The sequence below is a fragment of the Streptomyces sp. NPDC088745 genome (genome assembly GCF_044751045.1).
Classification (GTDB): domain Bacteria; phylum Actinomycetota; class Actinomycetes; order Streptomycetales; family Streptomycetaceae; genus Streptomyces; species Streptomyces cremeus.
The window spans coordinates 38,270-63,780 of sequence record NZ_JBIVLB010000011.1; the positions used below are offsets into that span (position 1 = coordinate 38,270).

A 25,511-nucleotide genomic window follows, 5' to 3' on the forward strand; every position below is an offset into this window, starting at 1 on the left:
GCCGTTCCCCCCTGCGCGGGCCGTCAGCCGACGGGCCCCCGGGCCGTGGGCCCCCCCCCCCCCCCCCCCCGCCGCCCCCCGCCCCCCCCCCCCCCCCCCCCCGGCCCCCCCCCCCCCCCCCCCCCCCCCCCCCCCCCCCCCCCCCCCCCCCCCCCCCCGCGGGGGGGGCGGGGGGGGGGGTGGGGGGGGCGCGGGCCCCCCGGGGGGGGCCGTCCCGGGGGGGGCCCCCGGGCCGGGCCCCCCCCCCCCCCCCCCGGGGGGGGGGGCACGGACGCCCGGCAGCCCCCCGAGCGGCGGCCCGCACCGCCCACCGCCCGGCCCGCGCCCGGTTCGGACGGCGGCGGAGAACACCCGGTTCAGGCGGCGGCGAAGAACTCCTCCAGCACCGGCGCCAGTTCCCGCGGGTCCACGTCGTGCGTCTGCTGCGGCAGGGCGACATGGCGGCCGTCGGGCACCGCGTCCGCCGTCAGGCGGGCCGCGTCGCGCATGACACCGGGGCCGGCGTCCCCCGACACCACCAGCACCGGCTGCGTGAGCGCCGCCAGCCGGTCCACCGGCACCGTCCCGTCGCCCATCACCGCGTCGTCGTACGCCAGCGTCGGCGCCAGGGACTCGAACGAGCGCCACACCGGAGCCCGTCTCATCCGCGCGACGAACTCCGCCGGCATGCCCACGACGGACAGGAACAGTTCCACCGCAGCGCCCCGCTCGCCCGCGTCGAGCAGGGCGTTCAGCCGCCGGGTGTACGCGGTCTTCTCGGCCCGCGTCTCCTCCAGCACCGTGAACGGCGGCTCGTACACGGCGACGCGCGGCACGCTCAGCCCGGCCGCGGCCGCCCGCAGCACCAGCGCGCCGCCCGACGACATCCCGTACAGGCAGGCGCTGCCGCCGACCTCCTCGATCAGCGCCGCCAGGTCCTCCACCTCCCGGGCCACCGCGTAGGGGGCCGTGTCGCCGCTGCCGCCGCGGCCTCTGCGGTCGTACGTGACGACGCTGAAGCGCCCGGCGAGCAGGCCCGCGAGGGGGCCCTCCGCCGTACCCGTGCTGAAGGCGCCGCCCACCAGGATCACCGGCGCGCCCCCGCCCGTGCGCTCGTACGCGAGGGGGGTGCCGTCCCGCGAAATCACTTTGCTCATACCGACTTGGACTGCGGGCGCGCGCGGAACTCATCGCTCGTGGGAAAAAGTTCTTCCCGGGCGCTGCCCCGCCGCCGGACGCCGCGTTCCGCGCCCCCGGGCCCGGCGTTAGGTTGGAGGCCATGAACATCTGTGTCTTCCTCTCCGCGGCCGATCTCGACGAGCGCTACACCCGGCCCGCCCGGGAGTTCGCCGAACTCCTCGGCAAGGGCGGTCACACCCTGGTCTGGGGCGGTTCCGACGTCGGCCTGATGAAGGTCGTCGCCGACGGTGTGGAGCGGGCGGGCGGCAGGCTCGTGGGCGTGTCGGTGGAATTCCTCCAGGCGAAGGCCCGCCCGCGGGCCGACGAGATGGTCGTCGCCAAGGACCTCGCCGAGCGCAAGGCGCTGCTCCTCGGCAAGTCGGACGCGATCGTGATCATGGTCGGCGGCACCGGAACCCTGGACGAGGCGACCGAGATCCTGGAACTGAAGAAGCACGGCATGACCGACAAGCCGGTGGTGCTGCTCAACACCGAGGGCTTCTACGACGGGCTCAAGCAGCAGTTCCAGCGCATGGACGAGGAGGGCTTCCTGCCCGTGCCCCTCACTGACCTGGTGTTCTTCGCCGAGGACGGGGTGGCGGCGCTCGCGTACCTGGAGGAGTCCGCCGGGGTCCGGTAGGCGTCCCGCAGGTGCGAGCATGGGGCACATGGCTACTCATGTGATCACCGGGGCGGGATCGGGCATCGGCGCCGCCGTCGCCCGCCGCCTGCACGAGCGCGGCGACGACGTCGTCCTCCTGGCACGCGACGCCGGTCGCGCCAAGCAACTGGCGGCCGGGCTCCCCGGCGCGCGCACCCTCGTCGGCGACCTGTCCAACCCCGACCGGCTGTCCTGGGCGTTCTCGCACCAGCCGATGCCCGAGCGGGTCGACACCCTGCTGCACATCGCGGGCGTCGTCGACCTCGGCCCGGTCGGCGACCTGGGCGTACGCGCCTGGCACAGCCAGCTCAACACCAACCTCATCGCCCCCGCCGAGCTGACCCGGCTCTTCCTGCCGCAACTGCGCCTGGACAAGGGGCACGTGGTCTTCGTGAACTCCGGCGCCGGGCTGAACGCGAGCCCCGAGTGGAGCGCGTACGCGGCCAGCAAGCACGGCCTGAAGGCCCTGGCCGACTCGCTGCGCCACGAGGAGCACGCCAACGGGGTCCGCGTCACCTCCGTCTACCCCGGGCGCACCGCGAGCCCCATGCAGGAGAAGGTGCACTCGCAGGAGGGCAAGGCGTACGACCCGGCGAAGTTCATCGACCCCGAGTCGGTGGCCACGACGATCCTGATGGCCCTGGACCTGCCGCGCGACGCCGAGGTCAACGACCTGACGGTACGGCCCGGACGATGAGCGCCCAGGAGACCCCCGAGAAGTGGTGGGGCCCCGCCACCGGCGTCGGCTCCATGCCCGGCGGCGACGCCCGCGAGACCGCCAGAACCGTCACCGGCAGCTTCGAGGACTTCCCGTACCTCGCGGAGCTGCCCGGCCGCGGACCCGGCGCGGACATGATCGGCCGCACCGCCGGAATGCTCGCCGAGATGTACGTCCACCTGGAGCCCAGCGGCTGGCGCTTCAGCGACCGGCCGGGCCGCGACACCCGGCGGGCCCGCTCCTGGCTGGGCGAGGACCTGGACGCCCTGGAGGAGTTCACCCAGGGGTACACGGGCCCGGTCAAGGTGCAGGCCGTCGGGCCGTGGACGCTCGCCGCCGCCCTGGAGCTGCGCGGCGGCGAGGCGTCGCTGGGCGACGCGGGCGCCTGCCGCGACCTGGCGTCCTCGCTCGCCGAGGGGCTGCGCGGGCACCTCGCGGAGGTGCGGCGGCGCATTCCCGGCGGGCGGATCGTCCTCCAGCTCGACGAGCCGTCGCTGATCGCCGTGCTGCGCGGGCAGGTGAGGACCGCCAGCGGCTACCGCACCCACCGGGCGCCCGACCGGCAGGTCGTGGAGAGCGCGCTGCGCGACGTGCTGGGCGTCCACGACGGGCCGGCCGTGGTGCACTCCTGCGCCCCCGACGTGCCGTTCGCGCTGCTGCGCCGGGCGGGGGCGGACGGGATCTCGTTCGACTTCACCCTGCTCACCGAGCGTGACGACGACGCGATCGGCGAAGCGGTCGAGGGCGGCACGAAACTCTTCGCGGGCGTCGTGCCGAGCGTGGAAGGACCATTGTCAGACCCGGGCGGTAGCGTCATGGGGGTCAGGCAGTTGTGGCGCAGGCTGGGGCTGAATCCCGGACTCCTGTACGAGTCCGTGGTCGTCACCCCCACGTGCGGTCTCGCCGGGGCCGCCCCGGCGTACGCCCGTGCGGCGCTCGCCCACAGCAGCCGGGCGGCACGGTCGCTCGCGGACAACCCAGAGTGACGAAAAGTCCCCGCACGGGACCAACGGGAGGATGAGACGGTGGCTGGCGAACAGCACGCAGCGGTACCCGCAGAGGCACGGGAGAAGCACGCGCGGCTCGCTGAGCAGATCGAGGAGCACCGCTTCCGGTACTACGTGAACGACCAGCCGGTCGTCAGCGACGCCGAGTTCGACAAGCTGCTGCGCTCCCTGGAGGCACTGGAGGAGGAGTACTCCGAGCTGCGCACGCCCGACTCGCCGACCCAGAAGGTCGCCGGGGCGTACGAGACCGACTTCACCTCCGTCCGGCACCGCGAGCGGATGCTCTCCCTGGACAACGCCTTCGACGACGAGGAGCTCGCCGCCTGGGCCGAGCGGCTCGCGGGCGAGCTCGGCGGCATCGAGTACCACCTGCTGTGCGAACTCAAGGTCGACGGCCTCGCCGTCAACCTGACGTACGAGAAGGGCCGGCTGACCCGCGCCGCCACCCGCGGCGACGGGCGCACGGGCGAGGACATCACGCCCAACGTGCGCACCATCGCCCAGATCCCGCAGCGCCTGCGGGGCGAGCGCGTCCCCGACCTGGTGGAGATCCGCGGCGAGGTCTACTTCCCGATGGCGGCCTTCGGCGAGCTCAACGCCCGCCTGGTGGAGGCCGGCGACAAGCCCTTCGCCAACCCCCGCAACGCGGCGGCCGGTTCGCTGCGCCAGAAGGACCCGAGGGTCACCGCGAGCCGACCGCTGCGGATGGTCGTGCACGGCATCGGCGCCCGCGAGGGCTTCGACATCGCCCGGCTGTCGGAGGCGTACGGACTGCTCAGGGAGTGGGGCCTGCCCACCGCCCAGCAGAACCGGGTGGTCGAATCCCTCGACGAAGTGCGGGAGTTCATCGCGTACATCGGCAAGAACCGGCACTCCGTCGTCGAGCACGAGATCGACGGCGTCGTCATCAAGCTCGACGAGATCCCGCTCCAGGGACGCCTCGGCTCCACCTCGCGCGCCCCGCGCTGGGCGATCGCCTGGAAGTTCCCCCCGGAAGAGGTCAACTCCAAGCTCGTCAACATCCGCGTCGGCGTCGGCCGCACCGGCCGCGTCACCCCGTACGCCCAGGTCGAGCCGGTGACGGTGGCCGGCTCCGAGGTCGAGTTCGCCACCCTGCACAACCAGGAGGTCGTCAAGAAGAAGGGCGTCCTGATCGGCGACACGGTCGTGCTGCGCAAGGCGGGCGACGTCATCCCGGAGATCCTCGGCCCGGTCGTGGACCTGCGGGACGGCACCGAGCGCGAGTTCGTGATGCCCGCCGAGTGCCCCGAGTGCGGGACGGCGCTGCGCCCCATGAAGGAGGGCGACATCGACCTGCGCTGCCCCAACGCGCAGACCTGCCCCGCCCAGTTGCGCGAACGCCTCTTCTACCTCGCGGGCCGCAAGAGCCTCGACATCGAGAACTTCGGCTACGTCGCGGCCACCGCCCTCACCAAGCCGCTGGAGCCCGCCGAGCCGCCGCTGCTCGACGAGGGCGACCTCTTCGACCTCACCATCGAGCAACTGCTGCCGATCAGGTCGTACGTCCTGGACTCAGACTCCGGACTGCCCAAGAAGGACCCGAAGACCGGCGAGGACAAGGTCGCCCTGATCTTCGCCAACCAGGACGGCGAGCCCCGCAAGAACGCCCTGGCGATGCTGGAGAACATCAGGGCCGCCAAGGAGAAGCCGCTCGCCCGCGTCCTCACCGGCCTCTCCATCCGGCACGTCGGCCCGGTCGCGGCCGAGGCGCTGGCCCGCGAGTTCCGCTCCATCGACCGCATCGAGCAGGCGAGCGAGGAGGAACTGGCCGGGGTCGACGGCGTCGGCGGGATCATCGCGGCCTCGCTCAAGGAGTGGTTCGCGGTCGACTGGCACCAGGAGATCCTCCGCAAGTGGCGGGCCGCCGGAGTGCGGATGGAGGAGGAGGGCGCGGACGAGGACCGGGGACCCCGCCCGCTGGAGGGACTGACGGTCGTCGTCACCGGAACGCTGGAGAACCACACCAGGGATGGCGCAAAAGAATCGCTCCAGAACCTCGGAGCGAAGGTGACCGGTTCCGTTTCGAAGAAGACCTCTTTCGTCGTGGTCGGTGACAGCCCCGGTTCGAAGTACGACAAGGCCATGCAGCTGAAGGTGCCGGTGCTCAACGAGGAGGGCTTCGGGGTGCTGCTCGCCCAAGGGCCGGAAGCCGCACGTGAAGCGGCGGTTCCGGCGGAGCAGTAGCGGGAAGAACAGCGGCCTGGGGGCCACCCGTTCGGCGCATAGCAGACGCCGTCGGGCGGCCGGGTCGCATTCGGGCAACAGCGGGCTACGGCTGCCCGGGAGAGCCTGCCGCGGCCTACTGTGGGGACGTGCGCCTGTCGTGCACGGCTGTGGAACCGCTTGCCGCCTCCGGGGTGTCTGCGACCCCGGAAGGAACACCCGCCGGGCGGCGGGAAGCGGGAGAGTGGCCGTGGTGGCATGACTACGGGGCCACCTCGCGTGACACGGGCACCGCCGGCTGTGAGAGGGACGGGAATGAAACCGACCGAGAGTGCCGATTCGGCCTCCCGGCTGCGCGGTCTGGCCGCGCTGGCCGCACTGTTCGGCCGTCGGACCGCGGGCCCCCGGCACCGGCCGCGTGCCCCGCACCCGCCGCGCCGCCCCGCACCGCCGCCGCACGCCGGGCCGCCGCCCCGCACCGGGCGACCGCAGCAATCCGGTCAACTTCGGCCCACCGGGCAACCCCAACCGGCCGGAACGCCTCTCCCGCCCCTTCCCCCCCTCCCGGCTCTCCCGGCCCTGCCGGTCGGCCAGGTCCCGCCGGGGTCGCCGCAGCCCGGTCTGCCCCAGCGCAACGGCCGTGCCCACGGGGCGCAGGCCGGATACCCCCAGCAGCACCCGGCGGCCCGGACGCAGACCCGGTCCCAGGACCGGCCCCCGCCGCCCGCGGCCGGACAGGGCGTGCCCCCCGAAGAGACCAGGGGGCGCCGGCTCGGCCGGCTGTGGGGGCCGCTGCTCCCCGCCCTGCCCGCCGCACTCGCCGCCCTCGTCCTCGGCGCGGGCGTCGTGGGCACCCTCGGCGCGGGCCGCGCCGTGTTCCCCTCCGGTGCGACGGGCTGGTCGCTGGCCGTCCTCACCGGCGTCATCGTCGGCCACCTCGTCGCGCTCGGCCGGGACCGGTGGTGGGGCGGCACGGGATCGGGGGCGGCGCTCACCCTCGCCGTCCTGCTGCTGTACGGATGGGTCCCGGCCGGGCTGGTCAGCCTGGCCGTCGTCGTGCTGGTCGGCACCGCGCGCCGGCGCCGCTGGCGGCAGGGACTGCTGCACGGCGCCGTCGACATCCTCGGCATCGTCGCCGCCGCCCTCACCCTGAGCCTGTTCGGCGACGTACCGACCGTGGAGGAGCCCTGGCAGCCGCTCGGCTGGGACTGGAGCGCCCTGCCCGAAGTCGTCCTCACGGCCGGCGCCTACGTGGTGGTCACCCGGCTGCTGCTGTGGCTCGCCCGGGCCCCGCAGCACGGCCGGCTGCCGGCCGTCGCCCGGACCTCCCTGGTCCGCCAGGGACTCGTCGCCGGGGCGCTGCTGGGCATCGCCCCGCTGATCTGCGTGGTCGCGGTCGCCCTGCCCGTACTGCTGCCGCTGTTCGCCGTGCCCCTGATCGCCCTGGACTCCACCCTGTGGATAGCCAGGGCGCGGGCCGAGGAGCAGCTGCGCGACCCCCTCACCGGGCTGCCCAACCGGCAGTGGCTGCTGGAACGCGCCTGGCCCGCGCTGGAGGAGGCGGAATCGCTCGGCTCCCGGGCGGCACTGGTCCTCATCGACATGGACCGCTTCCGCTCCGTCAACGACACGCTCGGCCACCTCGCCGGGGACCGGCTGCTGCTCCAGATAGCCGCCCGGCTGCGCACGGCGCTCCCCAAGGGGGCGGAGGCGGCCCGGCTCGGCGGCGACGAGTTCGCCGTACTGCTGCCGCGCACGGAGTCGGCGACGAGCGCCCAGCGCATCGCCCGGCACCTGGTCGCGGAACTGGGCTCCCCCCTCGACCTGGACGGCCTGACCCTCGTCCTGGAGGCCAGCGCCGGGGTCGCCGTCTTCCCCGACCACGCGCTGGACGCGGAAGGGCTGCTGCGGCGGGCGGACGTGGCGATGTACCAGGCGAAGCGGGACCGCAGCGGGGTCGAGGTGTACGAGTCCAAGCGGGACTCCAACACCCCCGACCGGCTCGGCCTGTTGGGGGACCTGCGCCGGGCACTGGACGCGGGCGACGTCGAACTCCACTACCAGCCCAAGGTGCGCTTCGACGGGCAGGTCGCCGGTCTGGAGGCGCTGGTGCGGTGGGTGCACCCGGAGCGCGGGCGGGTCCCTCCGGACGAGTTCATCGCCATCGCGGAGTCGTCGGGGCTGATGCCGCACCTGACGGAGTACGTACTGGAGACCGCCCTCGCGCAGGTCGCCCGGTGGCGCGCCCAGGGCCTCTTCGTGCCGGTCGCGGTGAACGTCTCCCCGCGCGACGTGCACACGCCGGGCTTCGCGGGGGCGGTCGCGGCGCGGCTGGCGCGGCACGGGGTCCCGGCGGGGTCCCTGCAACTGGAGATAACCGAGCACGTGCTGCTGGAGGACCCGCAGCGGGCCGCCGACACCCTGGCCGGGCTGACCGGGCACGGGGTGAAGATGTCCCTGGACGACTTCGGGACGGGGTACTCCTCCCTGGTCCACCTGCGGCGGCTGCCGGTGAGCGAGCTGAAGATCGACCGCTCGTTCGTGGCGCGGCTGGCCGTCGACACCGAGGACGCCGAGATCGTACGGTGCACGGTCGACCTGGCCCACTCGCTCGGGCTGCTGGTGGTCGCGGAGGGCGTCGAGGACGACGAGACGTGGGAGCGGCTGCGGGACCTGCGGTGCGACGCGGTGCAGGGGTGGCTGGTGGCGGCGGCGATGCCGCCGGAGGAGGCCACGGCGTGGCTCCTCGCGCGGGGCTCCCGGGGCTGGCAACGGCCGGCGGAACTGGCGGCGGCGGCAGCGGACTCCCTGCGGGCGGAGCCGGAGTAGCCCAGGGCCGCGCGGGGAACCGCACCCGCGGGGCCCACCGGGTGAGTGGGCCCCGGCGGTGTTTTCCGCCGGGGCCCGCTCGCGGCGGGCGCGGGCGGGGGAGGGGCGGCATCGGGGCGGGCCGGGACAGGGGGAGCGGCCGCGCCGGGGGCGGTGGCGGCTGTTTCGCGGGCACGCGGCGCGGACCCATAGGATTGGGCGCACCAACCACACCGCACACCAACCCCTGAGGATCGCTGCATGCCTGGCATCACGCGCGAGGAGGTCGCACACCTCGCACGGCTGGCGCGTCTGGAGCTGAAGCCCGAAGAGCTTGAGCACTTCGCCGGTCAGCTCGACGACATCATCGGCGCGGTCGCCCGCGTCTCCGAGGTCGCCGACCAAGACGTACCGCCTACCTCCCACCCCCTGCCCCTGACCAACGTCATGCGCAAGGACGAGGTACGCCCGTCGCTCACCCCCGAGCAGGCGCTCTCCGGCGCCCCGGCCCAGGAGCAGCAGCGTTTCAAGGTGCCGCAGATCCTGGGGGAGGACTAAAACAGCATGACTGAGATCATCAAGCTCACCGCGGCCCGGACGGCCGAGAAGATCGCCTCCGGCGAGCTGACGGCCGTCGAGGTCACCGAGGCCCACCTGGCGCGCATCGACGCCGTCGACGAGAAGGTCCACGCCTTCCTGCACGTCGACCGCGAGGGCGCGCTCGCGCAGGCCCGCGCCGTCGACGCCAAGCGCGCGGCAGGCGAGAAGCTGGGCCCGCTGGCCGGCGTCCCGCTCGCGCTGAAGGACATCTTCACCACCGAGGGCATCCCGACCACCGTCGGCTCCAAGATCCTCGAAGGCTGGATCCCGCCGTACGACGCGACGCTCACCAAGCGGCTGAAGGCCGCCGACATCGTCATCCTCGGCAAGACCAACATGGACGAGTTCGCCATGGGGTCCTCCACCGAGAACAGCGCGTACGGCCCGACCGGCAACCCCTGGGACCTCACCAGGATCCCCGGCGGCTCCGGCGGCGGCTCCTCGGCCGCCCTCGCCTCCTACGAGGCCCCGCTCGCCATCGGCACGGACACCGGCGGCTCCATCCGCCAGCCCGCCGCCGTCACCGGCACCGTCGGCGTCAAGCCCACCTACGGCGCGGTCTCCCGCTACGGCATGGTGGCGTTCTCCTCCTCCCTCGACCAGGGCGGCCCCTGCGCCCGCACGGTCCTGGACGCGGCCCTGCTGCACGAGGTCATCGCCGGGCACGACCCGCTCGACTCGACCTCCATCGACGCCCCGGTCCCGCCGGTCGTCGAGGCCGCCCGCAACGGCAGCGTCGAGGGCATGCGCGTCGGCGTCGTCCAGCAGTTCCGCGGCGAGGGCTACCAGGCCGGCGTCCTCCAGCGCTTCGACGAGTCGGTCGAGCTGCTGAAGAAGCTCGGCGCCGAGATCGTCGAGCTGGACTGCCCGTCCTTCGACCTGGCGCTCTCCGCGTACTACCTGATCGCCCCCTCGGAGTGCTCCTCCAACCTGGCCCGCTTCGACGCCATGCGCTACGGCCTGCGGGTCGGCGACGACGGCACGAAGTCCGCCGAGGACGTCACCGCCCTCACCCGCGAGGCCGGATTCGGCGACGAGGTCAAGCGCCGCATCATCCTGGGCACGTACGCACTGAGCTCCGGCTACTACGACGCGTACTACGGCAGCGCCCAGAAGGTCCGCACGCTCATCACGCGGGACTTCGAGAAGGCCTTCGAGCAGGTCGACGTGATCGTCTCGCCGACCACGCCCACCACCGCCTTCCCGATCGGCGAGCGCGCCGACGACCCGATGGCGATGTACCTCGCCGACCTGTGCACCATCCCGACGAACATGGCCGGCAACGCCGCCATGTCGCTGCCCTGCGGCCTCGCGCCGGAGGACGGCATGCCGGTCGGGCTCCAGATCATCGCCCCCGCCCTGAAGGACGACCGCCTCTACAAGGTGGGAGCCGCCGTCGAGGCCGCCTTCGTGGAAAAGTGGGGGCACCACCTCCTCGAGGAGGCACCGTCGCTGTGAGCGACGCACGCGCGGCCTCCGGGCCGCACCTGACCGTGAAAGCCGCGCCGCTGTGCCGTGCGGGCGGAGAAGCGAACGGAGAGACGCAGTGAGCGCACTGACCAAGGCCAAGGGCTTCAAGAAGTCCCGCACCGGTACGTACCTGTCCATCGGCACCACCGCGTTCGGCGCGCTGAGCGTGATCAAGCAGGCCCGCAGGGCCCGCACGGACAACGACACGCTCCAGCTCATCGACGCCGTCGTCTCCGCCGCCGCCATCGCCACCGGCGTCGCCATCCTCCTGCGGGAGCTGAAGCGCCTGGGCGACGACGACGTCCTGCTGGGCTGAGAGGGAAAGTTTCACCGTGACTGTCACCACCGACCTCGTGCCGTACGAGGACGCCCTCGCGACGTACGACCCCGTGATGGGTCTTGAGGTCCACGTCGAGCTCGGCACCGCGACCAAGATGTTCTGCGGCTGCTCCACCGAGCTCGGCCAGGACGCGAACACCCAGACGTGCCCGACCTGTCTCGGCCTGCCCGGCGCCCTGCCGGTCGTCAACGAGATCGGCGTCGAGTCCGCCATCAAGATCGGCCTCGCGCTCAACTGCGAGATCGCCGAATGGTGCCGCTTCGCCCGGAAGAACTACTTCTATCCGGACATGCCGAAGAACTTCCAGACCTCCCAGTACGACGAGCCCATCGCCTTCAACGGCTACCTCGACGTACAGCTGGAGGACGGCGAGATCTTCCGCGTGGAGATCGAGCGCGCCCACATGGAGGAGGACACCGGCAAGTCGACGCACGTCGGCGGTGCCACCGGCCGCATCCACGGCGCCTCGCACTCGCTGCTCGACTACAACCGCGCCGGCATCCCGCTCATCGAGATCGTCACCAAGCCGATCGAGGGAGCCGGCGTGCGCGCCCCCGAGGTCGCCAAGGCGTACGTCGCCGAGCTGCGCGAGGTCATCAAGGCGCTCGGCGTCTCCGAGGCCCGCATGGACAAGGGCCAGATGCGCTGCGACGTGAACCTGTCGCTGCGCCCGCACGGCCGCGAGCAGTTCGGCACCCGCAGCGAGACGAAGAACGTCAACTCGCTGCGCTCCGTCGAGCGCGCCGCCCGCTTCGAGATCCAGCGGCACGCCGCGGTCCTCGACGGCGGCGGCACGATCGTCCAGGAGACCCGCCACTTCCACGAGGAGGACGGCTCCACGACGTCCGGCCGCATCAAGGACAACGCCGAGGACTACCGGTACTTCCCGGAGCCCGACCTGGTCCCCGTCGCCCCGGCCCGCGAGTGGGTCGAGGAACTGCGCGCCGGTCTCCCCGAGATGCCGCGCGTGCGGCGCAACCGGCTCCGTGAGGAGTGGGGCGTCAACGAGCACGACATGCAGTCGATCCTCAACGCCGGCGCGGTCGACCCGATCGTCGCCACCATCGAGGCCGGCGCGGACTCCGCGTCCGCCCGCAAGTGGTGGATGGGCGAGCTGGCCCGCAACGCCAACGAGACCGGCCGCGCGCTCGACGAGCTGCCGATCACCCCGGCGCAGGTCGCCCGCGTCGCCGCCCTGGTCGCCGCCGGTGACCTGAACGACAAGCTGGCCCGCCAGGTCATCGAGGGCGTCCTCGCGGGTGAGGGCGACCCGGACCAGGTGGTCGAGAAGCGCGGCCTGAAGGTCGTCTCCGACGACGGCGCGCTGGGCGCCGCCGTGGACGAGGCCATCGCGGCCAACGCGGCCGTCGCGGACAAGATCCGCGGCGGCAAGATCGCGGCGGCGGGTGCTCTCGTCGGCGCGGTCATGAAGACGACCCGGGGCCAGGCGGACGCCGCGCGGGTGCGCGAGCTGATCCTGGAGAAGCTGGGCGTCGAGGGCTGACGTCCCGTTCGTACGTGCCGAAGGGGCCCCGGTCGCGATCCTGCGACCGGGGCCCCTTCGGCGTGAACCGGCGCTCCGGGCGCTGCGTCCTCGCCAGGACGGCCCGTGCGTACGAGGACGACCTGCGGGAATCCCGGCGCCCGGCCCGGCGGCCGCCCCTGGGGCGAGGACGCGCGCGGGTGCACCGCCGGGCGGCGTGGCCGGCTGACCGGAGCGGCCGGCAGGCACCGGGAGCGACCGTGTGCCGGTGACGGCGTCGCTGCGGTTCCGGGGCCGCGGGAAGGCCGGACCCGGGCCGGCCTCTGCGACCGGAGTCCCCGGCTCCGGTCCGACGGGCAGGTCCGGTTCACCGGTGATCTTGCTCAGGTACTTCTGCGTGTCACCCGCGGCCCGTAGTTTCCCGGGCAGCACACCACTCACCCGGGAGGACCCATGCCCACCGACCTCAGCCGTCGCCGACTCCTCGCCGTGGGCGGAGGCGCCCTCGGAGCCGCCGCCGCGGGCTCGGCGCTGCCGCCCTCGCTGCAAGCCGCCATCGCCGCCGAGCGGCCGCCGGCCGGTGGGCTGCGGGCGGTGAAGCACGTCGTCGTGCTCATGCAGGAGAACCGTTCCTTCGACCACTACTTCGGCACCCTCCGCGGGGTGAGAGGCTTCGGCGACCGCAACGCCGTCGAACTCCCGGGCGGCAAGCCGGTGTTCGAGCAGCCGGGCCCGCTCACCAGCGTGCTCCCCTTCCCGGTGCGCGACGCCGCCGCGGCGCAGAAGAAGGACCTCCAGTACATCGGCGACCTGGACCACTCCTGGGAGGGCGGGGCCAAGGCCTGGAACCAGGGCTGGATGAACGGGTGGGTGACCGCCAAGACCGGCGCCACCATGGCGTACTACGACCGCCGCGACCTGCCCCTGCACTACGAGCTCGCCGACACCTTCACCGTCTGCGACGCCTACCACTCGTCCATCCACACCTCGACCAGCCCGAACCGCAACCACCTGTGGAGCGGCTGGACGGGGTACGAGGCCAACGGCAGCCGGGCCGTCACCAACGCCGCCTACTCCGAGGGCACCCACCCCGGCTACCCCTGGCCGACGTACGCCGAGCGCCTGGAGAAGGCCGGGCACACCTGGCAGACGTACACCGAGTGGGAGAACTTCACCGACAACAACATCGAGTTCTTCACCTCCTTCAAGAACATCGCGCGCAAGGCGCTCGCCAGGACCGGCGGGCACACGTTCATGGAGTCCTTCTACGCCGAGGTGCGCGAGACGAAGGACGCCGCCGCGCGGGCGAAGCTGCTCGCGCTGCTGGAGGAGGGCGTCGCGACGCTCGACAAGCGGGAGCGGTCGCTGTTCGAGCGGGGGCTGCGGCGCGGCGAGACCGGCAGCCTGGCGAAGAACTTCCGGGCCGACGTGGCGGCGGGCAAGCTGCCCGAGGTGTCGTACCTGGTGCCCTCCGCGATCGACTCCGAGCACCCGGGGTCCTCGTCGCCGGTGGCCAGCGCGTCGCTGGTCTACCAGGTGCTGGACGCGCTCGGCTCGCATCCGGAGGTGTGGCGGCACACCGTCCTGCTGATCAACTACGACGAGAACGACGGCTTCTTCGACCACGTCCCGCCGCCCGTCCCGCCCACCGACAACACCGACGAGCGCTGGAAGGGCCGGCCGACCGGGCTCGGCATCCGGGTGCCGATGCTCGTCGTGTCCCCGTGGTCGGTCGGCGGGTACGTGTGCTCCGAGACCTTCGACCACACCTCCGTGGTCCGCTTCCTGGAGCAGTGGACGGGCGTGCGGGAGCCCAACATCACCCCGTGGCGGCGTCAGGTCACCGGCGACCTGACCTCGGCGTTCGACTTCAAGCGGACGCACCGGCAGCCGTCCGTCGACCAGCCGGGAGCCGTTCCCCCGTTCACCGGGCGGTGGCGGCCCGTGCCGCCGGCCGTGCAGCGGATGCCGAAGCAGGAGCCGGGCGTGCGCCGGGCGCGCCCGCTGCCGTACCAGCCGGACGCGTACGGGCGGGTGGCCGCCGGGGGCGCGAACTTCCGGCTGACCGTCGGCAACGAGGGGCGCAGCAGCGCGCACTTCGCGCTGTACCCGTACGCCGGGGAGTTCGCGGTGCCGCAGCACCTGGACGTCGCCGCGCGCGGACGGGCCGAGTGGACCGTGCCGCTCGCCGGGGACGCGTACCGCTTCACCGTGACCGGACCGAACGGCTTCCGGCGCGAGTTCGAGGGGACGCGGGCCGGAACGGCCGACGTGTCGAGCCGGATCGAGGCACGCGACCGGGACCTGCACCTGACGCTGACCAACCGGGGACGCCGAGCGGTCACCTTCCTGGTGCAGCCGCTGGCGTACGCGGACGAGGACGACCTCGACGAGCGGCGGCCGCGCCGGGTCGTGGTCAAGCCGGGGCGCAGCCGCAGCATCGTGCACTCGGCGGACGACGCCCACGGCTGGTACGACCTCGCGGTCACCGTGCAGGGGGAGGCGGGCTTCCGGCGGCGGCTGATGGGCCACATCGAGAACGGCCGGGCGAGCGTCTCCGGCTGAGGCGGGGGAGCGGGCGGGGGCCGCACGGGCCGTTGCCCGCTCCCCTTCCCGGCGGCGGGCCCGGCGCACCCTTGATGCCGGGTAAGGCGGTCCGGGGGAGGTCTAAGGTCCCCCGAGCCCCGGCTGAGGCCCCCCGCCGCGCACAAGATCGGGCACACTCCCGATGTCCCGCACCCCCCTGGCGGGCGAGAGTTGAGGCATCGCAACGAGCGGTGAGCGTCAACCCACCAGGGAGCAGCAGATGTACGAGTACGAGTACCAGGTCCGCCGCGACGAGCTCGTCCGGATCGCCGCCAGGTCCCGCCTCCTGCGCGAGGCCCGCCAGGTCCGCAAGGAGGCCCGCCGTGCCCGGCGGGCGGGCAGAAACGAGGAGGGCGCGCCGGGCGGACTGCGGGCCCTGCGCGACCATTTCACCCGCGCCGCCTGAACCGGCGACCGCGATGCGGACAGCGGGTGCCGGTCCCTCGAAGCCCTGTGCGATGCTCGGCGGCGTGGAGACCAGGTCAGTCAGCCCCGTGTTCGTCGGCCGTACCGGCGAACTGAGCACCCTCACCGATGCGCTCGCCCGCGCCACCGCGGGCGAGCCGCAGGCGTTGCTGCTCGGCGGCGAGGCGGGCGTCGGCAAGACGCGGCTGGTGGAGGAGTTCCTCCTGCGGGCGGCCACCGGCACCCGGAACCGTGCGGACGCCGGAGCCGGTGCCGCGGCCGGTCCCGTCGTCGCCGTCGGGGGCTGCGTCGAGATCGGCGCGGAAGGTCTCCCCTTCGCCCCCTTCTCCGCCGCCCTGCGCGCCCTCCACCGCCGCCTCCCCGACGCGCTGGCCGCGGCCACCGCCGGGCACGAGGACGAACTGGGGCGGCTGCTTCCCGAGCTGAGCCAGGCGCCGTACGCCCACCAGCCGGGCCCCGTCGGCAGCGAGGACGCCACCGCGCGGCTCTTCGAACTGACCGCCCGCCTCCTGGAGCGCATCGCCGCCGACCACACCGTCGTCCTCGTCCTGGAGGACCTGCACTGGGCCGACGCCTCCACCCGCCACCTGCTGTCGTACCTGTTCCGCACGCTGCGCAGCGGGCGGCTGCTGGTACTGGGCACCTACCGCGCCGACGACATCCACCGGCGGCATCCGCTGCGGCCCCTGCTCGCCGAACTCGACCGGCTGCGGACCGTGCAACGCGTCGATCTGCCCCGCTTCACCCGCGAGGAGGTGCGGTTCCAGCTCACCGGCATCCTGGACGGCGTGCCCGAACCCGCCCTGCTCGACGAGGTGTTCGGCCGGTCCGACGGGAACGCCTTCTTCGTCGAGGAACTGGCCGTCTCGATCGGGGGCGGCTGCCGGACCGGGCTGACCGACTCGCTCCGCGACCTGCTCCTGGTACGCGTGGAGGCCTTGTCCGAGGACGCGCAGCGGGTGGTGCGGATCGTCGCCGAGGGCGGCTCGACCGTCGAGTACCCCCTGCTGTCGGCCGTCGCCCGGCTCGCCGAGGACGACCTGATCGAGGCGCTGCGGGCCGCCGTGGGGGCCAATCTGCTCCAGGTCGCCCCGGACGGCGAGGGCTACCGCTTCCGGCACTCCCTCGTGCGCGAGGCGGTCAGCGACGACCTGCTGCCCGGCGAGCGCTCACGGATCAACCGCCGCTACGCGGAGGCCCTGGAGGCCGACCCCGCGCTCGTCCGCCAGGAGGCCCGCGCCACCCGCCTCGCCAGCTACTGGTACGCCGCCCACGACGCTGCGAAGGCCCTGCCCGCCGTGCTGTCCGCCGCCGTCGAGGCGCGCAAGCGGCACGCCCGCGCCGAACAGCTCCAACTGCTGGAACGGGCCCTGGAACTCTGGGACGACGCCCCCGAGGACGTACGGGCGAAGCTGCGGCCCATCGACTACGCCGAGGTCTACCCGCCCTGCGGCTGCGACCCCGCCGCGGCCCCGCTGCGCTACCTCGACCTCATGGCCGAGGCCACCGTCGCCGCCCGCCTCGCCGGGGAGCGCGAACGCGCCCTCAAGCTCGCCAAGCGCGCCCTGCGCCTCCTGGAGGAGGACACCGGGGACGGGCGGGAGGCCGACGCCCTGCGCGCCGCCTGGTTCTGGGTGCAGCGCGGCAAGGCGATCACCGGGCTCTCGCGCGGCGACGGGTGGCAGGAGCTGTCCACCGCGCAGGAGCTGATGCGCGGGCTGCCGCCGTCGGCCGTGCACGCCGACATCCTCACCATGGTGGCGAGCTGGGCCATGCTCCACGAGCCGGGACCCGAGGCCGTCGCCACCGCCGAACGGGCCGTCGAGTACGCCCGCATGGTCGGCGCCGAGGACACCGAACTCCGCTCCCGGCTCACCCTCGGCGGCCTGATGATCGACTCGGGCGACATCGAGCAGGGCCTCGCCGAGATGACCGCGGCACGCGAACTCGCCCTGGCCCGGGGCATCGTGCACGTGGTCAACCACGCCCACACCAACCTGCCCTCCCACCTCGAAGGCATCGGCCGCTCCCGGCAGTCCGCCGACCTGTGCGCCGAGGGCCTCGCCTACGCCCGCGACCACAACCTCGTCGACGGCGAGCACTGGATCCTCGGCAACCAGGCCGAGTCCTACTTCTCGCTGGGCCGCTGGGAGGACGCCGCCGCCAACTTCCGGCGCACCGAGCTCGCCGCCTCGCCCAGCGTCCGTCCGCGCGGCACCGCCGCCCGCTGGCGCGCCGAGATCGCCCTGCACCGGGGCGAGATCGAGGAGGCCAAGGCGCAACTGGGCGTCTCCGCACGGTACTTCGGGCCGCACGACCGGATGCCGCAGCACGAACTGCCCCGCCACCGGCTCACCGTCGCCGTCGCCGCCCGCGAGGGACGGCTCCTGGACGCCCGCGCCCAGGTCGTCGAGGCCGTCGCCGACGGCTTCCCCCTCGGCACCCACCGCTACGCCTGGCCGCTCCTCCAGGAGGCCGCCGCGCTGGAGGCCGACGCCCGCGCCCTCCCCGTGGCGGCCCCCGGCCGCGCGGAGGCCCTCGCCCTGCTGCGCGCCCACGCCCGGCGGCTCGCCACCGGGGCGCCCGTGTGGGACGCGTACGCCCAGTGGACGGGGGCCGAACTGCGGCGCGCCGAGGGCCTGGACCTGCCCGAGGAGTGGGACGCGGTCGTCGACGCCTTCGAACGGCTGGAGCGGCCCTACGACCTGGCCCGGGTCAGACTGCGGCTGGCCGTGTCGCTGCTGGACCCGGACCCCGACGGCACCGCGAGGAGCGGCGGCCGGGAGCGGGCCGCGGAGCTGCTGCGGCTGGCCGGGGCGACCGCCGACCGCCTGGGCGCCCGGCCGCTCGCCGAACAGGCCGCCGCCGTCACCCGGCGGGCCCGCCTCGCCCCGTCCGCCGCGCCGGTCCCGGCCGCCGCGGCGGGCCAGGACTTCCACCTCACCCCGCGCGAGCGCGACGTGCTGCGGCTGGTCGCCGCCGGGCGCAGCAACCGGCAGATCGCCGAGGAGCTCTACATCTCGCCCAAGACCGCCAGCGTCCACGTCTCCAACATCCTGGCCAAGCTGGAGGTCGCCGGCCGGGGCGAGGCGGCGGCGGTGGCGCACCGGCTGGGGCTCTTCCGGGAGGACGCGGCGGTGTGAGGGGCGCGGGCGGACGGGTTACTTCACGGTCACCTTCAGGATGCGGTCGTCGCCGGGCTCCGGGGTGCCGCGGGTGTCCGTCTCGTTGGTCACGAGGAGCAACTGGTCGCCGCCGGTGGCCAGTACGGTCCGCAGCCTGCCGTACTCCTCCGGGAAGAACGCCTGCGGTTCCGCCACCGGCCTGGCGCCGTTCAGCGGGACGCGCCACAGGCGTTCGCCGCGCAGGCCCGCCATCCACACCGAGCCCTGCGCGATCGCGATGCCGCTGGGGGAGGCCTCGGAGGTCTTCCACTGGGCGACCGGGGGGACGAAGCCCGCCTTCTCCTCCTTGCCCTCGACCTCGGGCCAGCCGTAGTTCTTGCCCGGCTCGATCAGATTGAGCTCGTCCCAGGTGTTCTGGCCGAACTCCGCCGCCCACAGGCGGCCCGCCGCGTCCCAGGCCAGGCCCTGGACGTTGCGGTGGCCGAGGGAGTAGACGACCGAGTCCGCCTCCGGGTTGCCGTGCACCGGCTCGCCGTCCTTGGTCATCCGCAGGATCTTGCCGCCGAGCGACTTCGGGTCCTGGGCGAGGCCCGTGTCCCCGGTCTCGCCCGTGCCCGCGTACAGCATCTTGTCCGGGCCGAACGCGATCCGGCCGCCGTTGTGGTTGGAGCCCTTGGGGATGCCCCGGAACACCGTGTCGGGCGCGCCCAGTTGCTGCCCGGCGGGGCGCTTCTCGTCGTACGTCATACGGGCGATGCGGTTGTCGGACGCGGTGGTGAAGTAGGCGTAGACCTGGTGGTCCTTGGCGTACGAGGGGGACAGGGCCAGGCCCATCAGGCCGCCCTCGCCGCCGGGGGACGCGCCGGCCACCCGGCCGACCGGGGTGAGCCTGCCGGTCCCGGCGTCGACGCGGGTGACGGTGCCCTCGTCGCGGGAGGAGACCAGGACGTCGCCGTCGGGGAGGGCGGCCAGGCCCCAGGGGGACTTCAGGCCCTTCGCCAGCGTGCCGGTCACGGTGGCGGCACCCTTGGCGGGAGCGCCCTGGGCGGTGGGGGAGGGGCTCGCGCCCGGCCCCGGCCGGGTGGCGGAACCGCCCTGCGGGGAGGGGGGCCGGGGGGACTCGCCGGAGCAGCCCGTCGCCAGCAGGAGGGCCGCGCCGGCGAGAGCGGTGGTGGTCACTGCGGGGCGTCGCACGATCGGGTGTCCCTCCGTCGGTGAAGACTGCTACTCGTTCATACACCGCCCACCCCCCTTCCGGATCCCGTCCGCCCCCCTTTCGGGCCCCGTCCGCCCCCCTTCCGCGCCCCGGCAGCCGCTCCGTACGCCCGGCTCAGTCCCAGGAGCCCAGGGCCGCCGGCAGGGCCGAGATCTCGGCCAGGTCCGCCGCCGAGAGGGTGAGGGCGGCGGCGGCCGCGTTCTCCTCCACCCAGCGGGCCCGCTTCGCACCCGGCACCGGGATCACGTGGCGGCCCTGGGCGAGCGTCCAGGCCAGGGCCGTCTGGGCCGGGGTCGCCGCCGGGCCGTGGCGGGCCGCCACCCGGCGCAGGCCCGCCACCACCGGCTGGTTCGCGGCCATCATCTCCGCCGTGAAGCGGGGGTGCCGGGCGCGGACGTCGTCCGGTTCGAAGCCCGAGCCGGGCGTGAGCGTGCCCGTGAGGAAGCCGTTGCCCAGCGGCATCGCGGCCAGGAAGCCCACGCCGCGCGCCTCGCACCAGGGCAGCAGGTCCGCCAGCGCCTCGGGGGACCAGACGGACAGCTCCGCCTGGACCGCCGCCACCGGGAACACCTGCTGCACGCGCTCCAGTTGGCGGACCGTCCCCTCGTGCAGGCCCCCGGCGACCGGACGCCCCACCCCGGTGCCCGAGCGGCGCGACGCCCGGGCGCCCACCGCGCACAGCCCCAGGGCCCGCACCTTTCCGGCCCGTACCAGGTCCGCCATCGCCCCCCAGGTCTCCTCGATCGGGATCTCCGGGTCGGCGCGGTGCAGTTGGTAGAGGTCGATGACGTCCGTCTGCAGGCGGCGCAGCGAGGCGTCGCACGCCCTGCGGATGTACGAGGGACGGCCGTTGGCGACGATGTGCTGGTCGCCGACGAGCAGTCCTGCCTTGGTGGAGACGAAGGCCTCCGCCCGGCGCTCCCGCAGGACGCGGCCGATGAGGAGTTCATTGGTGAAGGGGCCGTACATGTCGGCCGTGTCCAGCAGGTTGGCGCCCAGGTCCAGCGCCCGGTGCAGGGCCCGGACCGACTCCTCGCCGCGCTGGCGCGAACTCGTGTAGGCCCAGCTCATCGGCATGCATCCGAGCCCGACGGCCCCCGTTTCGAGCGCTGTCGCCCCGATTGTCCTGCGCTCCACCGTGCCGCACCCCTCCGTCTTGCCGCGCCCCCAAACTAACCGTTGCAGGTCAGGCGAGTTCGCATAGCCTCCAGGGCATGAATGCGTACGACATCCCCCACCGCCCCGCCGACGTCTGGCTGCCGTTCGACCCGGCCGGGATCGACGGACTTCCCGACCCTTCGGCGCACGGCCTCGCCTACCGCGTGTGGGACGGGGAGGAGGAGTTCCCCGCCGATCCCGCCGACTGCGCGTTCTACGTCGTGCCGTACATGAAGGGGACCGCGGTCTCCCTGCGGCCGGTCGGGCAGATGACCTCCCTGAGGGTCATGCAGACCCTCACCGCCGGCGTCGACGACGTCCGCGCCGGGGTGCCGCGGGGGGTGCGGCTGTGCAACGCCCGAGGGGTGCACGAGGCGAGCACCGCCGAGCTGGCGCTCACCCTCGTCCTCGCCTCGCTGCGCGGAATTCCCGGATTCGTCGAGGGGCAGCGGCGCCAGGAGTGGCGGTCGGGGTTCTATCCCGCGCTCGCCGACAAGTCGGTGCTCATCGTCGGGCACGGGTCGGTGGGCGCCGCCGTCGAGGACCGGCTCGCCCCCTTCGAGTGCGCGCGGGTGGTGCGCGTCGCGCGCTCCGCCCGCACCACGGAGCGCGGCGACGTGCACGCGTTCACCGAACTTCCCCGGCTCCTGCCGCAGGCGGACGTGGTGATCCTGTCCGTGCCGCTCACCGAGGACACCGCCGGCCTGGTGGACGCCGCGTTCCTGGGGCGGATGCGGGACGGGGCGCTCCTGGTGAACGTGGCGCGCGGGCCCGTCGTCGACACCGGGGCCCTCCTCGCCGAGCTCGCCTCCGGGCGGCTGCGCGCCGCGCTCGACGTCACGGACCCGGAGCCGCTGCCCGCCGGGCACCCCTTGTGGGACGCCCCGAACACCTTGATCAGCCCGCACGTCGGGGGCAGCTCCTCCGCCTTCCTGCCCCGCGCCAAGCGGTTGATCGCACGGCAGCTCAGCCGGTTCGCGGCCGGGGAGGCGCTCGACAACGTGGTCGCGGGCCCGCGCTGACACCCTGCCCCGGCCGCCCGAAAAGTCCGCCCGTGAACACGCTCCGGAGCCGGGTAGGCGCACCCAGTTCCCGTAACGCCGCTGGTAGTTACGGAGCGTAGAGGAACTATGTCCCTGAGTGACGGGACTGGTGTATCGTCCCGACCTAGGGGCTGCGCCACGCACCACACCCACGGCGCTGGGGAGCACGACGGACACGGCAAGGGGGGCGACGGGCCATGCACTGCCAATGGAGAGACGATCCGACGCGGTGGAGTCGACCGGGCCACCGGCAGCGGACCGGCAGGCCCGGCCGCCACGGGGTGTCCGGCAGGCCCGGCCGCCCGAAGCCGCCCGCCCGCCGCACGGGGGCGAGGACGCCGGGCGGGACCGGCCGCCCGAGGTCCCCCCGCCACCCGGAACCGCCGTGCCGGGAGGCCCGATGAGCGCCCCGGGGGCCGTACTGGCCCAGCATCCGACCTCCGGCCGCGGCGGGACGGGGCTGCTGCCCCAGCTCCTGCTGGCGCTCGTCTGCGGCGGCTACGCGGCGGGCTCCGCGCTCGGCTGGGGGTCCCGGCAGCTCGCGCTGTTCATGGGCGACTTCGGACTCGCCGTCGCCGCGTTCATCGCCGCCGTCTCCTGTTACTTCTACGCGCGGACGCGGGAGAGCGGCTTCCGGCCCGCCTGGCTGCTGTTCTCCCTCTCCTCGCTGATGGCGGCGGGCGGGAACGCGGTCTGGGGCTGGTACGAGGTGGTGCTGCGGCGCCCGGTGCCGGCCCCTTCGCTTGCCGACTTCTTCTTCCTCTGCTTCGGGCCGCCCGCCATCATCGGCCTGCTGGTCCTCGCTAAACGGCCCGTCACCCGGGCCGGCTGGGTGTGCCTGGTGCTCGACGCGTGGCTGATCGCCGGCTCGCTGCTCACCCTCTCCTGGAGCCTGGCGCTCGCCCACACCACGGAACTCAAGGGCACGAGCACGGCGCACGCCGCGCTCTCGCTCGCCTACCCGCTGCTCGACATCGCGCTCGTCAGCATGGTCCTGGCCCTGCACTTCCGCCGCTCGTCGGCCAACCGGGCCGCGATCAACACCGCGATCGCGGCCCTCGCCATGACCGTCCTGTGCGACGCGCTGTTCACCTCGCCGCTGCTGCGGGACAACTACCACTCCGGGCAGATCCTCGACGCGGGCTGGTTCGCCGGCTCGCTGCTCCTCGCGTACGCGCCCTGGGGGGTGAGCCGGGCCTCGCAACGGGCTCCGCACGGACTGCCGCAGGGGGCCCCGCCCCAGCCCCCCGGGCGCAGCGGGCCGCAGGCGCGCGCCCTCCGGGCGGGCTCCAGCCGGCCGATCGCCGGCTCGCTGGCCGCCCTCACCCCGTACCTCGCGGCCGCCGTCTGCGTGCTCGGCATCCTCTACAACGTCATGGACGGCCACACGCTGGACCGGGTGGTCCTCACCACCGGCTGCACGGTCGTGCTGGCCCTGGTCGTGCGCCAGGGCATCATGCTGGTCGACAACATCTCCCTCACCCAGGAACTGGCCCAGAAGGAGAACCACTTCCGCTCCCTGGTGCAGGGCTCCAGCGACGTCATCATGATCGCCGCCCCCACCGGGATACTGCGCTACGTCAGCCCCGCCGCGTCCGGCGTCTACGGGCGCGACGCGGAGGAACTGGTCGGCTCCGAGCTGGCCTCGATCATCCACCCCGCCGACCTCGGTGCGGTCGTCCACGAGGTGCGGCGCTTCCTCGCCGCGTCCCCGCAGGAGGAGCCGACCACCCGCATCGAGTGCCGTTTCAAATCCGGGACGGGGGACTGGCTCAACGTCGAGTCCACCGTCAACCGCCACCAGGGCGGCCTGATCTTCAACAGCCGCGACGTCACCGAACGGGTCCGGCTCCAGGCCCAGTTGCAGCACAACGCCGAACACGACCCGCTCACCGAACTGCCCAACCGCGCCCTGTTCACCAAGCGGGTGCGCCAGGCCCTCGCCGGACGCCGGACCACCGACCTCGGCACCGCCGTCCTCTTCATCGACCTGGACGGCTTCAAGGCGGTCAACGACCGCCTCGGCCACCAGGCGGGCGACGAACTGCTCGTCCAGGCCGCCCGCCGCCTCCAGGACTCCGTCCGGGTCGGCGACACCGCCGCCCGCCTCGGCGGCGACGAGTTCGCCGCCCTCATCCTCGGCGACGGCACCCGCGACCGGGCCGCCCGCGAGTATCAGGTCCGCGAGATCGCCGACCGGCTCCGCCTCACCCTCTCCCAGCCGTACACCGTGGACGGCAACGATGTCCGTGTCGCCGCCTCCATCGGCGTCGCCTTCGCCGAACCCGGCATCACCCCCACCGACCTCATGCGCAACGCCGACCTCGCCATGTACCGGGCCAAGGCCGCCGGCAAGGACCGCGTCGAGCTGTACGCCCCGCAGATGCAGGCCGAGGTCGTCCGCCGCACCGAACTGGCCACCCGGCTGCGCACCGCCCTGCACGACGGCGAGTTCGCCCTGCTGCACCAGCCGGTGGTCGACCTCACCACCGGCCGGGTCGCCGCCGTCGCCGCCCAGGCCCGCTGGCGCTCCGCGCAGGGCATCCTCTTCACCCCGGCCGAGTTCCTGCGGGTCGCCGACGACAGCGACCGCACCGCCGAACTGGGCCGCTGGCTCCTGCAGGAGGCCGTCGAGCAGGCCGCCGAACGCGGCAGGGCTGGGCACGCCGTCCCCGTCACCGTCCGCCTCACCGCCCGCCGCCTCCTCGACCGGTCCCTGCCGCTCGGCTCCGTGGAGGCCCTCCTGACCCGGCACGGGCTGCCGTCCGGAGCGCTCGTCATCGAGATGGCCGACAGCGACCCCCGGGTCTCCTACGACGACCTGGAGCAGCGCCTGACCGCGCTGCGCCGGCTCGGCGTACGGATCGCCCTCGACGGCTTCGGCAGCGGCCACGCGGCGATCAACGCGCTGCGCCGGCTCCCGGTGGACGTGCTGAAGCTGGACCGCGGGCTCGTCGAGGGCGTCGTCGAGTCCCCCCGGCTGTACAAGATCACCAGCGGGCTGCTCAGGATCGCCACCGACCTCGGCATGCAGTCCGTGGCCGACGGCGTCGACCTGCCCGAGCAGGTGCAGGCCCTGCGCGCGATGGGCTGCACGCACGGACTCGGCATGGCCTTCTCCGGGCCGCTGGACGAGTACCGGCTGCGCCGCGCGCTGGTGCGCGGGGACTACCCGGTGCCCGGTGGAACGGGCGGCGCGCTGCCCGTCCTGGCCGGGGGCCCGCCGGGCGGGCCCCTTCCCGTACGGCACCCGAACTCACCTGCGACGGACTCGTTCACGCATCCACCGCTGCGCTCACATACTGAGACGTCCATCCCACCCACTTGACACACCCAGTGGGCCGGAGGGAGGGTCAGTGCCATGCGCACCCGAATTCTCGTACTTGGAAAGCGCGTCGGCTGAAGCACGGTTCACCGCTGAACCTGCTTGTCTCCCCCCGACGCGCTCCCCTCGCTTGCCTGACGGCACGGGGGGTTTTTTGTTGCACCGGCACGTTGCAGAACCACACGAAACCCTCAGCTCACACC

Annotated in this window: 17 protein-coding genes; 14 read left to right on the forward strand and 3 right to left on the reverse strand. The window is 73.8% G+C overall.

What is annotated here, in order from left to right:
- Window positions 1–356: 356 nt before the first annotated feature.
- Window positions 357–1,136 (reverse strand): alpha/beta hydrolase, encoded by a 780-nt coding sequence (locus ACIP93_RS25880; RefSeq protein ID WP_345228273.1) that lies wholly within the window; start codon window positions 1,134–1,136, stop codon window positions 357–359.
- 122 nt (window positions 1,137–1,258) lie between these two features.
- Here ACIP93_RS25880 and ACIP93_RS25885 point away from each other — a divergent pair, with 122 nt between their 5' ends.
- From ACIP93_RS25885 to ACIP93_RS25940, 12 genes are all read left to right on the forward strand, one after another.
- Complete coding sequence (locus tag ACIP93_RS25885; protein WP_345228272.1) at window positions 1,259–1,798, forward strand: TIGR00730 family Rossman fold protein; 540 nt, start codon at window positions 1,259–1,261, stop codon at window positions 1,796–1,798.
- A gap of 28 nt (window positions 1,799–1,826) precedes the next feature.
- Window positions 1,827–2,516, forward strand: a complete 690-nt coding sequence (locus ACIP93_RS25890) for an SDR family oxidoreductase (protein ID WP_345228271.1) — start codon at window positions 1,827–1,829, stop codon at window positions 2,514–2,516.
- Window positions 2,513–3,523 carry a methionine synthase gene (locus tag ACIP93_RS25895; RefSeq protein WP_345228270.1) on the forward strand — a complete coding sequence of 337 codons (1,011 nt, stop codon included), beginning with the start codon at window positions 2,513–2,515 and terminating at the stop codon, window positions 3,521–3,523. The genes ACIP93_RS25890 and ACIP93_RS25895 overlap by 4 nt, the downstream gene beginning before the upstream one ends.
- A 39-nt stretch (window positions 3,524–3,562) precedes the next feature.
- Window positions 3,563–5,749: an NAD-dependent DNA ligase LigA gene (gene ligA / locus ACIP93_RS25900; RefSeq protein WP_401762097.1), complete on the forward strand. Its 2,187-nt coding sequence runs from the start codon at window positions 3,563–3,565 to the stop codon at window positions 5,747–5,749.
- Window positions 5,750–6,469: 720 nt separating this feature from the next.
- Complete coding sequence (locus ACIP93_RS25905) at window positions 6,470–8,557, forward strand: putative bifunctional diguanylate cyclase/phosphodiesterase (RefSeq protein WP_380837108.1); 2,088 nt, start codon at window positions 6,470–6,472, stop codon at window positions 8,555–8,557.
- A 240-nt stretch (window positions 8,558–8,797) separates the two neighbouring features.
- A complete protein-coding gene (gatC, locus tag ACIP93_RS25910) occupies window positions 8,798–9,094 on the forward strand; it encodes an Asp-tRNA(Asn)/Glu-tRNA(Gln) amidotransferase subunit GatC (RefSeq protein ID WP_030851400.1) in 297 nt (98 codons plus the stop codon).
- 6 nt (window positions 9,095–9,100) lie between these two features.
- Window positions 9,101–10,594 (forward strand): Asp-tRNA(Asn)/Glu-tRNA(Gln) amidotransferase subunit GatA, encoded by a 1,494-nt coding sequence (gene gatA / locus ACIP93_RS25915; RefSeq protein ID WP_345228268.1) that lies wholly within the window; start codon window positions 9,101–9,103, stop codon window positions 10,592–10,594.
- Window positions 10,595–10,682: 88 nt separating this feature from the next.
- Window positions 10,683–10,922, forward strand: coding sequence for a hypothetical protein (locus ACIP93_RS25920; RefSeq protein WP_401762102.1), 240 nt, complete (start codon window positions 10,683–10,685; stop codon window positions 10,920–10,922).
- A 16-nt stretch (window positions 10,923–10,938) separates the two neighbouring features.
- Window positions 10,939–12,450 carry an Asp-tRNA(Asn)/Glu-tRNA(Gln) amidotransferase subunit GatB gene (gene gatB, locus ACIP93_RS25925; protein WP_345228266.1) on the forward strand — a complete coding sequence of 504 codons (1,512 nt, stop codon included), beginning with the start codon at window positions 10,939–10,941 and terminating at the stop codon, window positions 12,448–12,450.
- Window positions 12,451–12,882: 432 nt separating this feature from the next.
- Complete coding sequence (locus ACIP93_RS25930) at window positions 12,883–14,994, forward strand: phosphocholine-specific phospholipase C (RefSeq protein ID WP_401762105.1); 2,112 nt, start codon at window positions 12,883–12,885, stop codon at window positions 14,992–14,994.
- Between the two features lie 241 nt (window positions 14,995–15,235).
- Entirely contained in the window at window positions 15,236–15,421 is a 186-nt protein-coding gene (locus ACIP93_RS25935) for a hypothetical protein (RefSeq protein ID WP_345228264.1), read from the forward strand.
- A gap of 52 nt (window positions 15,422–15,473) precedes the next feature.
- A complete protein-coding gene (locus ACIP93_RS25940) occupies window positions 15,474–18,584 on the forward strand; it encodes an AAA family ATPase (RefSeq protein WP_401762108.1) in 3,111 nt (1,036 codons plus the stop codon).
- Between the two features lie 18 nt (window positions 18,585–18,602).
- On the opposite strand, the gene ACIP93_RS25945 is transcribed toward ACIP93_RS25940, so the two are convergent.
- Together ACIP93_RS25945 and ACIP93_RS25950 are read right to left on the reverse strand one after the other, a co-directional pair.
- Window positions 18,603–19,760 carry a PQQ-dependent sugar dehydrogenase gene (locus tag ACIP93_RS25945; RefSeq protein ID WP_401762111.1) on the reverse strand — a complete coding sequence of 386 codons (1,158 nt, stop codon included), beginning with the start codon at window positions 19,758–19,760 and terminating at the stop codon, window positions 18,603–18,605.
- Between the two features lie 136 nt (window positions 19,761–19,896).
- Complete coding sequence (locus ACIP93_RS25950; RefSeq protein WP_345228261.1) at window positions 19,897–20,919, reverse strand: aldo/keto reductase; 1,023 nt, start codon at window positions 20,917–20,919, stop codon at window positions 19,897–19,899.
- 77 nt (window positions 20,920–20,996) lie between these two features.
- On the opposite strand from ACIP93_RS25950, the gene ACIP93_RS25955 reads away from it, so the two are divergent.
- Together ACIP93_RS25955 and ACIP93_RS25960 are read left to right on the forward strand one after the other, a co-directional pair.
- Window positions 20,997–21,962 carry a 2-hydroxyacid dehydrogenase gene (locus ACIP93_RS25955; RefSeq protein ID WP_401762113.1) on the forward strand — a complete coding sequence of 322 codons (966 nt, stop codon included), beginning with the start codon at window positions 20,997–20,999 and terminating at the stop codon, window positions 21,960–21,962.
- A gap of 421 nt (window positions 21,963–22,383) precedes the next feature.
- Window positions 22,384–25,311, forward strand: coding sequence for a putative bifunctional diguanylate cyclase/phosphodiesterase (locus ACIP93_RS25960; protein WP_401762115.1), 2,928 nt, complete (start codon window positions 22,384–22,386; stop codon window positions 25,309–25,311).
- Window positions 25,312–25,511 lie beyond the last annotated feature (200 nt).